The 9,610-nt window shown below is 62.2% G+C and carries 8 protein-coding genes; all 8 read left to right on the plus strand.

All coding sequences use genetic code 11. The annotated features are described in order from the left end of the window. The first annotated feature begins 248 nt into the window (after window positions 1-248). A complete protein-coding gene (iolE, locus tag O7B34_RS30765; RefSeq protein WP_337149478.1) occupies window positions 249-1,157 on the plus strand; it encodes a myo-inosose-2 dehydratase in 909 nt (302 codons plus the stop codon). Window positions 1,158-1,184: 27 nt separating this feature from the next. After that, entirely contained in the window at window positions 1,185-2,276 is a 1,092-nt protein-coding gene (locus O7B34_RS30770; protein WP_337143512.1) for an ABC transporter ATP-binding protein, read from the plus strand. A gap of 61 nt (window positions 2,277-2,337) precedes the next feature. Then, the gene (locus tag O7B34_RS30775; protein ID WP_337149479.1) at window positions 2,338-3,597 is read left to right on the plus strand and encodes an extracellular solute-binding protein; all 1,260 of its coding nucleotides are present in this window, start codon (window positions 2,338-2,340) and stop codon (window positions 3,595-3,597) included. Further along, entirely contained in the window at window positions 3,597-4,505 is a 909-nt protein-coding gene (locus O7B34_RS30780) for a carbohydrate ABC transporter permease (RefSeq protein ID WP_337143514.1), read from the plus strand. Before O7B34_RS30775 ends, O7B34_RS30780 begins: the two co-directional genes overlap by 1 nt. Beyond that, a complete protein-coding gene (locus O7B34_RS30785) occupies window positions 4,502-5,320 on the plus strand; it encodes a carbohydrate ABC transporter permease (protein WP_337143515.1) in 819 nt (272 codons plus the stop codon). The genes O7B34_RS30780 and O7B34_RS30785 overlap by 4 nt, the downstream gene beginning before the upstream one ends. 97 nt (window positions 5,321-5,417) lie before the next feature. Then, a complete protein-coding gene (gene iolG / locus O7B34_RS30790) occupies window positions 5,418-6,410 on the plus strand; it encodes an inositol 2-dehydrogenase (RefSeq protein WP_337149481.1) in 993 nt (330 codons plus the stop codon). Window positions 6,411-6,436: 26 nt separating this feature from the next. After that, entirely contained in the window at window positions 6,437-7,375 is a 939-nt protein-coding gene (locus O7B34_RS30795; protein ID WP_337143517.1) for a sugar phosphate isomerase/epimerase family protein, read from the plus strand. An 842-nt stretch (window positions 7,376-8,217) separates the two neighbouring features. Continuing rightward, on the plus strand, window positions 8,218-9,610 hold a 1,393-nt coding region (locus O7B34_RS30800), incomplete at its 3' end, for a VCBS domain-containing protein (RefSeq protein ID WP_337143518.1).

The following is a 9,610-nucleotide window of genomic DNA, read 5'->3' on the forward strand; positions in this document are numbered from 1 at the left end:
GATATCTGCATCGGAAAGGCCTCGCGGCTAGAGAGCGGATCGAGCTTAGGCGCGCGCCGCGCCAATTGAAACTGGCACCTTCACTTCCCGCCAAACTGGCTCTCGCGATGGAGACAGATCGGCGCCTAAATGAAAAGCAAGAGGGAACGACTGGCCAGACAGACCACAAGCGGAACGCCTTCACCGACCTGATTGGTTCGGATGAGGCGCCGCCAGCAATGGCGTGGCCTGTACGATGAGGAGCGATAATGGCTGTCCGCATAGGCATAAATCCGATCACATGGAGCAACGACGACGTGCCCGAGCTGGGCGGGGATATACCACTCGAGGTCTGCCTTTCCGAAACGGCCGAAGCCGGCTATGCGGGAACGGAGCTCGGCGGCAAGTTCCCGCGTGCCAGCAAGGCGCTGGCTGCGGTTCTCGCGGCCCATGGCCTTGAACTGGTCTCCGGCTGGTACGATGGCCGGATCTGCGAAAAGGAGGTCGAGGAGGAATTCGACGCCATCCTGCCGCATCTGATGCTGCTGCGCGACCTCGGCGCCAAGCACGTCGTCTACGCCGACACATCGCGCGGCCGCCATGGCGCCATTCACGATCGGATCTCACAGCGTCCCAAGCTTGCCGACGGCGAGTGGAAGTCCTACGGCAACAAGATAACGCGACTGGCCGAACGGTTCGCGGATTTCGGCGTCGGCATGGCCTTTCACCATCACATGGGAACCATCATCGAGACGGATCACGAGATCGGCAGGCTGATGGCCAGTTCAGGGCAAGCCGTTGGCCTCCTCTATGACACCGGCCATTGCCTGTTTTCCGGCGGCGATCCCGAGGCGCTGCTGCGGCGGCATGTCGGCCGCGTCGTCCACGTGCACTGCAAGGATGTGCGACCGGATGTGCTGAAGCGCGCTCGCGCCCTGGATATGAGCTTCATGGGCGCGGTGATGGAAGGCATCTTCACCGTGCCAGGAGATGGGTCCATTGACTATTTGACGCTTTTGCGGGTGCTGGCCGACAATGGCTATGCCGGCTGGCTGGTGGTCGAGGCCGAACAGGATCCTGGCAAGGCCCATCCGCTTACCTATGCGACGATGGGCTATCGCAACCTGCGCGACCTGGCCCTCACGGCCGGTTTCGAGGTCAAGGAACGGGAGAACTGATACCCTTCGGGGCGCTGGGGAGCGGCAATGAGTTCTGTCCTGTACAAAGGTGTGGTCAAGAACTACGGCGCGCTGAACGTCTTGCGCTCGCTTGACCTTGCCGTCCCCGACCACATGTTCCTGGCCCTGCTCGGTCCTTCGGGTTGCGGCAAGACGACGGCGCTGCGCATCCTGGCCGGCCTCGACATGCCAAGCGCCGGCAAGCTCTTCATCGGCGAGCGTGAGGTCACCCGGCTGCAGCCGCGCGACCGCGACATCGCCATGGTCTTCCAGAGCTATGCGCTCTATCCGCAGATGACTGTTGGCGAGAACATCGGCTATCCGCTGTGGATCCGCAGCATGCCGGACAGCGAGCGCCGCACCAAGATCGATGAGGTCGCAGCGGTTCTCGAGATCGGCCACCTGCTCGATCGGCGGCCGCGCCAGCTCTCCGGCGGCCAGAGGCAGCGCGTGGCGCTTGCGCGCGCGATCGTTCGCGATCCGGCGGCCTTCCTCATGGACGAGCCGCTATCGAACCTGGACGCAAGGTTGCGCCTGACCATGCGCGGCGAGATCAAGCGGCTTTGTCAGCGGCTCGGCGCAACTACCCTCTATGTCACCCACGACCAGGTGGAGGCCTTGACCATGGCGGACTTCGTCGCGGTGATGCACGGCGGGGAGCTGCAGCAGATGGCTCCGCCGGCCGACATCTACGACCGCCCGGCCAACCGTTTCGTCGCCACCTTCGTCGGCAATCCACCGATGAACATCCTTCCGGTCACACTGGCCGACGAAGGCATCGCGATCGGTGGAACGCCGGTTGCGATTCCCGCCGCCCGGCTGGCGGCATGCCGCGCGGCGCAAGTGGTCGAGATCGGGCTGCGGCCGGAAGATATGAGCGTTTCAAAGCCAGGCGCGCCCAACGCACTGCCCGGGGAGATCTATGTCGTCGAACCCATGGGCAACGAGACGTTGGTCAACGTCCGGCTTGGCGGCGGCAATGTCTCGGTCCGCGCTGGCCGCGACTTCAGGGGCGCGGTCGGCGCCAATATCGCGGTCACCTTCGATGTGTCGAACGCATGCTTCTTCAATTCGGCCGGCCTGACAGCCGTCCACAGGGTCAACAGTGATGGAGAGTGAAATGACACAGTCCAGCAGAAGCAGACTTACTCGCCGCTCCGTACTCAAGGGAGGACTTGGCTTGGCGCTTGCCAGCACCGCCCTTACCGCAATCGGCCTGCCTGTACCGGTCAGGGCGGCCGGCAAGAAGGTGATCATCGGCGCTTTCGCCGATGGCGGCCTGACGCCGTTCAAACAGAAGATCATCCCGCTCGCCAAGAATGCCGGCTTCGATATCGAATTCCTCGAGGATGAATATGGCGTGACGCTGGAGAAGTGGTTCGCCGACGCCAAGAACAGCGCCGGCCAGTACGACCTCTACCTTCTCGACGATCCATGGGTGCCGCAGTTCGGCGCGGCCAACGTGCTCGAGGATCTCGGCGCGGCCGGCATCGACGGCGGCGACAAGGATTGGATCGGCTCGATGATCGACATGGGCTACTGGCCGCCGCAGAAGGGCGCACGCGTGAGAGGCTTCGAAACTGCCACGCCAACGCTGATCTGCGTGCCGTTCGTCGGCGATCTGCAGACCCTGACCTACCGCAACGATGTCTACACGAGCGGTGCGCCGAAGACCTGGGACGAAGTCATCGCCAAGGGCAAGGAAGGCGTTGCGGCTGGCAAGATCAAATATCCGGTCGTGTTCCGCGGTGTTTCCGGAAATCCGATCGTGACCAGCTGGTATCCGGTCTTCCTGTCGTTTGGCGGATCCTTCTTCGACGACAAATGGAACCCGGTCTTCAATTCCGCCGAAGGCAAGGCCTCCGCCGAATTCTTCGTCGGCACCATGAAGCAGAACGCGCCGAGCGGCGTCGTCGAATTCGACTCGGATCAGGAAGGTGCGGCGATCCTGGGCGGCGACGCCGGCGCGATCATCCAGTATTCGGGCAATGCGCTGAAGGCCGACGATCCGACGCAGACCAAAGTGGCGGGCAAGCTCGATTTCGGTGTCGTGCCGAAGCAGACTGCGGCGATCGCCCAGATGGGCATCTTCATCGCCGGCATTCCGAAATCGGCGCCCAACAAGGCCAATTCGGTCGAATTCCTGAAGTGGTATGTCAGCGCCGACATTCAGGCCAAGCTGTCGGAAGCAGGTTCCATTCCGGTCAAGCGCAGCGCCTTCGGCATTGCCAAGCCCGGCAACCGGCTGATCCCGGTCGCTCTGCAGCAACTCGACGCCGGCGCGCTGCCGCGGCCGCGCACGCCAGACTGGGCCAAGGTCGAGGAACTGCTCGGCATCGAGCTCAACAAGGCGCTGCAGGCTGGCTCGGGTGGCGGGGCCGCATTGGACAATGCCGCCAAGCAGGTCAAGGACTACCTGTCTTCGGTCGGCTACTATTGATGGCAAACGGCGGGACGCAGAGCCGCAAATACCGTCTGCAGGGGGCGGGGCTCGACCTCGCCCTCCCTTATCTCATGCTGGCGCCAGGCGTGCTGATCGTGCTTGGCGTGCTCGTCTATCCCTTGTGGGACGGTCTGCGCGCCAGCACCAAGGTCTATCGCTACGGCTCGGTCGTCGCCGATGTCGGCATGCAGAACTACATCCAGCTGTGGAGCGATCCGCAGTTTCTGAACGCGCTCTGGGTGACGGTCGAATTCGTCGCCCTGTCGGTCATCTTCGAGGCGATCCTGGGCTTTGCCCTGGCGCTATTTTGCCTGCGGGAATTTCGCGGCATCCGCTTGCTCAGAACCATTTTGATCATCCCGATGGTGATCACGCCGGTCGTCGTCGCCATCGTCTTCAGGCTGATCTATGCCAGCGACGCCGGTATGCTGACGGCGATCTCCGAGTGGATGGGCGGCGGCCAGGTGCAGATCCTCGGCAGCCCCGTCAAGGCCTTCATCGGCCTCGTCGTTCTCGATGTCTGGGAATGGACGCCCCTGATGTTCCTGATCCTGCTGGCCGGCCTGCAGTCGCTGCCGCACGAACCCTTCGAGGCTGCCCGCGTCGACGGCGCCGGCAACTGGCGGGTGTTTGCCGACCTGACCTTTCCGATGATGCGGCCCGTGCTGGCGATCGCCATCGTGCTTCGAACGATCGACGCCTTCGGCACGTTCGACCAGGTGTTCGTGCTCACCCGGGGCGGACCGGGCGAGGCGACGCGGCTGGTCTCGATCTATGGCTACGACACTGCCTTCAAGTTCCAGCAGACGGGTTATGCGGCAGCACTTTTCGTCACCATCGGTCTCGTGGTGCTTGCCCTGGCCTTTAGCGCCGTGCGGCTTTTGCGCAGGGTCGACGCATCATGAACAGTCGTCTGACCCGCATCGGGGTAATGAGCGCGGTGCTGGCCATCGTCCTCTTGCCGATCTACTGGCTCGTCTCGACCTCGCTGAAGTCCAATCGCGAGATCACCCAGGAAGGCACGCTCTATCCGCATGTTCCGACACTGGACAATTACATCAGGCTGTTCACGGAGAAGCAGTTTGGCGCCTATCTGACCAACTCGCTGGTGGTGACATTCTTCTCCGTGGCGATCGCCCTGGTCGCCGGCGCCATGGGCGCCTATGCGATCGCCCGCTTTCGCTTGCCTTTCGCGATGGAGCGCAAGGTCGGCTTGTTCCTGCTGACGCTGCGCATCGTGCCGCCGGTCGTCATCCTGATCCCGGTCTATCTGCTGATGCTCAAGCTCGGCCTGCTCGACAGCTGGTTGGGTTTGATCGCCACCTACACCGCCTTCAACATCACCTTCTGCGTCTGGATGATGGAGAGCTTTTTTCGCGAAATCCCCGTGGACCTCGAGGAAGCCGCTATGGTCGACGGTGATTCCCGCTTCGGTGCGTTCCGGCGCATCACCTTGCCGCTGGCAGCACCCGGCCTCGCGGCGACCGCCATCTTTGCCGTGCTTGTCACTTTCAACGAATTCCTGTTCGCGCTGGCGCTGACGGCCACGCCGCGGGCGATGACGATGCCGCGCGGCACCGCCACGCTGATCGGCCGCATCGACACCGACTGGGCCTCGATGTCGGCGGCCGGCGTCATCGGCGCGCTGCCGATCGTCTTCTTCGCGCTCCTGGTGCAGCGCCATCTGGTTCGCGGGCTGACCATGGGAGCCGTCAAATGACGACCCTGCTGGGCAGCCACTCACCTCAATCAAGTCGCCGTCCCGGCCACGCTCAAGGCCGCCCGACACCACGCGGCCTTTCAGGGAAATCAAGCGCATGATCGATGTCTGTCTATTCGGAGCGGGCCTTATCGGCCAGGTGCATGCAGCCAACCTGGCGCGCCATCCCCGGGTGCGCCTGCGCTACATCGTTGATCCGAACACCGAGGCCGCTTCGAAGGTCTCGGCCCTAACAGGAGCTGAGATCGCCGACACCCAGACCGCGATCAATGACCCATCGATCCGCATGGTTTTCATTGCTTCGGCAACGAGAACGCATGCGGACCTGGCCATGGCCGCGGCCGCCAAGGGCAAGGCGATCTTCTGTGAAAAGCCGATCGATCTTGATCTCAAGCGCACGGATCAATGTCTGGTGGCTGTCGAGAAGGCAGGTGTGCCCTTTCAGATCGGATTCAACCGTCGGTTCGACCCCAGTTTTCGGGCGCTGAAGGCGCGCCTTGCGCAAGGCGAGATCGGCGCCGTTGAACAGGTCATTATCACCAGCCGGGATCCGGAACCGGAAACCGAGGAAGCGCTGGCCGGGGGAGGGGGCGTCTTCCGGGAGATGACCATCCACGACTTCGACATGGCACGAAACCTGTTGGGCGAGGAGCCGGTGGAGCTCTTCGCGACCGGGTCGTCACTTGTCGCGCCGCAATATGCCAAGCTGGGCGACTACGATACCGCGATGTTCGTGCTGCGCACGGCGTCCGGCCGGCAGTGTCACATTAACAACAGCGTCAGGGCCGCCTACGGCTACGACCAGCGCATCGAGGTGCATGGCGCGGATGGGATGCTGCGAGCCGGCAACAGGATCCCGACATCGGTCGAACTATCAGGCGCAAAGGCGATATCGCGCGACAAGCCCTACTACTTCTTCGTTGAGCGCTATGCCGAGTCCTACGCTGCCGAGATCGATCATTTCATTATCTGCGTCGAAACAGGACGACGGCCGGACGTCACGGCAAGCGACGGCCGCAAAGCGATGATCCTGTGCGAGGCAGCGCTTGCCTCCGCCAAGTCGGGCAGGTTCGAGACCGTCAGGTTTTAGTGCAAATCGAAACGAGGAGCTTCCAGATGAAGATCGGGATGATTACAGACAGCCTCGCCGACCTCTCATTCGACGAGATGCTGCGCGCCTCGGCCGAGCTTGGACTTCAGACATTGGAGTTCGCCTGCGGCAACTGGTCGTCGGCGCCCCATATCGACCTGCAGGCCATGCTGGCGAGCGCGGCCACGCGCAAGGAATTCGTTGCCAAGATCCGGGATCACGGACTGACGATTGCAGCGCTCAATTGCTCGGGCAATCCACTGCACCCGGGGCCGCAGGGGAACGTCCACCATAGCGTGACACGGGACACCATTCGGCTGGCCGGCCTGATGGAGATCGATCGTGTAATAATGATGTCGGGCCTGCCGGGCGGACCGGGTGACGCCAACCCGAACTGGATCATCACCGATTGGCCGCCGGAATGCCTCAAGATCCTGCGCTATCAGTGGGAAGAGCGGATAATTCCCTACTGGCGCGACCTCGTAGCGTTTTCAAACAATGTCGGCATTCACAAACTGTGCCTGGAGCTGCATGGCCATCAGGCCGTGTACAATGTCCAGACATTGTTCAAGCTCCGTGACGCTGTCGGAGAAACGGTCGGCGCCAACTATGACCCCAGTCATCCGCTGTGGATGGGCGCGGACCCGATTGCCGCCATTCGAGCGCTCGGCTCGGCCATCTACTATGTCCACGCCAAGGATACCCGGATTGAGCCAATCACCGCGGCCATCGACGGCACGCTCGATCCGCGCCCCCCCAACCTCTATGCCGAACGGGCCTGGAATTACATCACACTCGGATACGGCCACGGTGAGACCTGGTGGCGGCAGTTTTGTACCGCGCTCAAGCAGGTTGGCTACGACGATGTCTTGTCAATCGAGCACGAGGACATGATGTTGCCCGCGATGGAAGGTATGCGAAAATCCGTTGCGCTCCTGCGCAACGTCGCAATCAACCTTTCATAAAGCGGGAACTTGCCAAGATTCGGGCTGAGAGAGCACCGCCCGTTACCTCAACTCGACGATCAACTGGCGATCTTCGAACAGGCCGAGCTTTCGCGCCGTCCCAAGTGCTCATGACGAATCGACTCTGATCCTCCGGGCGCCATTGTCGTTATTTGGGTGGCGAATCTGTCGGTCATGGGACCAATCTGCCGCGTCGGATCGCAACAGCCCCGAGAGTCCCGTTAGAGTGGATGGCCGAGTAGCCGCAACATCTTCTCTACGGCCTCACGATAAAGGGCGGCCCCATCATATTATCGCAACATGCGTCCTACGCGGCACTCCTCGCCGGGGCCGTCGGTCCAGCGTCCCGCCTGTGGCGGCGCTATGCTGACGCTCCTACGGCTGCCCTCTTACGTCGCCGCAGTCGGTCCCGCGCCGAAAATGCTAATAAATCACAGTTCTTGGTACGTTCTCTGGGCCACCGCGGCCGTGGCTCTGCTTCAACATTTAACTATTAACTGTTTGCAAACTACGACGTTGACGTTTCCAGCATCATAGAGTTAATAATCTCCTAATATAAGAACCGTCTAAAATCGCTGATCGGAAACCGACGTTTTAGACGAGCAATTGGGGCAGGGAGACGTAGCGCAGCGATCACCGTGTCGCAGCCGCCATCAAGCGATCATCATCCGCAAGCTCCAGCCGGCTCTTCTTCCGGCAGGCTCGCTGATGATGCACTGCACTTCACTTCCAACCCAGCAGTGTGCCGATCTTTGGGATCGACGCTCGGATAGAGCGTGGTCGTACAGGACTATCAACATACAGGCGTAGGGGCGTCTGCGTAAAAAAACAGGGGTTGAAAAATGGCTACTCAGGTCACCGGTGCCGGCGGTACTACGACGTCGTTCTCCAATACACCGCAGGCACAGGACGATGCCTTCATCTTTTCGGAAGACGTGAACGGCAGTGTACTTGTCCTGAATGTGCTGGCGAATGATTCTGGCGGGGCGGCCAAGCAGCTCTACTCGATCGACAACGCAGATAGCGCTCTTACGGCGACGAAAACACCCGCGCCGTCGGACCTGCTCATTCGTGATGCCGCCTATTCGAGTGATGCTGCGGCACTCGCTGTTCCTGTCGCGACCGCGGAAACGAGTTCCTTGGGCGCACGGATCTGGATCGGCACGGATGGTATGATCCACTACGACAAGGCGGATATCGACGCGAAAATTCAGGCGCTTGGGGCAGGCCAGGTTCTTACCGACAAGCTAACTTATGCCATTCAACTCGGCAACGGCACGCTGAGCTGGGCTACGGCCACCGTTCAGTTCACCGGTACCAACGACAAGGCGGTGATGGGCGCTGCCACTCTTGTCGGCGCCGTCACCGAGGATGCCCACACGCCGACCGAGACCGCGACCGGCACCATCGCATTTGGCGACGTCGACCTTACCGACGTGCATCTGGCCTCGGCGGTGTTCAAGGGCACCGACTATAGCGGCCAGCTCGGCTCGCTGAACGCGGTCAAGACCACCGACACCACCGGCACCGGCTCCGGCGGTCTTGTCACCTGGACCTTCACTGCTGCGGATTCGGCCCTCGACAAGCTCGCGGCCGGCCAGGTTGTGCATGAGACCTATACGGTCACGCTCGACGACCAGCATGGCGGTGTCGTCACCCGCGATGTCGTTATTACCATCACCGGCACCAACGACGCGCCGGTGATTGGCGCTGCCAGTCTTGTTCGCGCCGTCACCGAGGATGCCCACACGCCGACCGAGACCGCGACCGGCACCATCGCATTTGGCGACGTCGACCTTACCGACGTGCATCTGGCCTCGGCGGTGTTCAAGGGCACCGACTATAGCGGCCAGCTCGGCTCGCTGAACGCGGTCAAGACCACCGACACCACCGGCACCGGCTCCGGCGGTCTTGTCACCTGGACCTTCACTGCTGCGGATTCGGCCCTCGACAAGCTCGCGGCCGGCCAGGTTGTGCATGAGACCTATACGGTCACGCTCGACGACCAGCATGGCGGTGTCGTCACCCGCGATGTCGTTATCACCATCACCGGCACCAACGACGCGCCGCAGATCACCTCGGCCGCGCAGTCCGGCAATGTCTCGGAAGGCGATGATCTTCCGGCCACGGCGCAGGTCGCGACCGGCAAGGTCACCTTCAGCGACGTCGACACCAGCGACAGCCACACCCTTTCGGTGAGCGCCGCCGCCGCCCATGGCACGGCCAGCGTCGATC

Origin of the sequence: Mesorhizobium sp. Cs1299R1N3 (assembly GCF_037179625.1) — a bacterium.
Lineage (GTDB): Bacteria > Pseudomonadota > Alphaproteobacteria > Rhizobiales > Rhizobiaceae > Mesorhizobium > Mesorhizobium salmacidum.

Coding starts and splice junctions, on each gene's coding strand:
- iolE (WP_337149478.1), top strand. CDS start 249: ATGGCTGTCCGCATAGGCATAAATCCGATCACATGGAGCAACGACGAC.
- O7B34_RS30770 (WP_337143512.1), top strand. CDS start 1,185: ATGAGTTCTGTCCTGTACAAAGGTGTGGTCAAGAACTACGGCGCGCTG.
- O7B34_RS30780 (WP_337143514.1), top strand. CDS start 3,597: ATGGCAAACGGCGGGACGCAGAGCCGCAAATACCGTCTGCAGGGGGCG.
- O7B34_RS30785 (WP_337143515.1), top strand. CDS start 4,502: ATGAACAGTCGTCTGACCCGCATCGGGGTAATGAGCGCGGTGCTGGCC.
- iolG (WP_337149481.1), top strand. CDS start 5,418: ATGATCGATGTCTGTCTATTCGGAGCGGGCCTTATCGGCCAGGTGCAT.
- O7B34_RS30795 (WP_337143517.1), top strand. CDS start 6,437: ATGAAGATCGGGATGATTACAGACAGCCTCGCCGACCTCTCATTCGAC.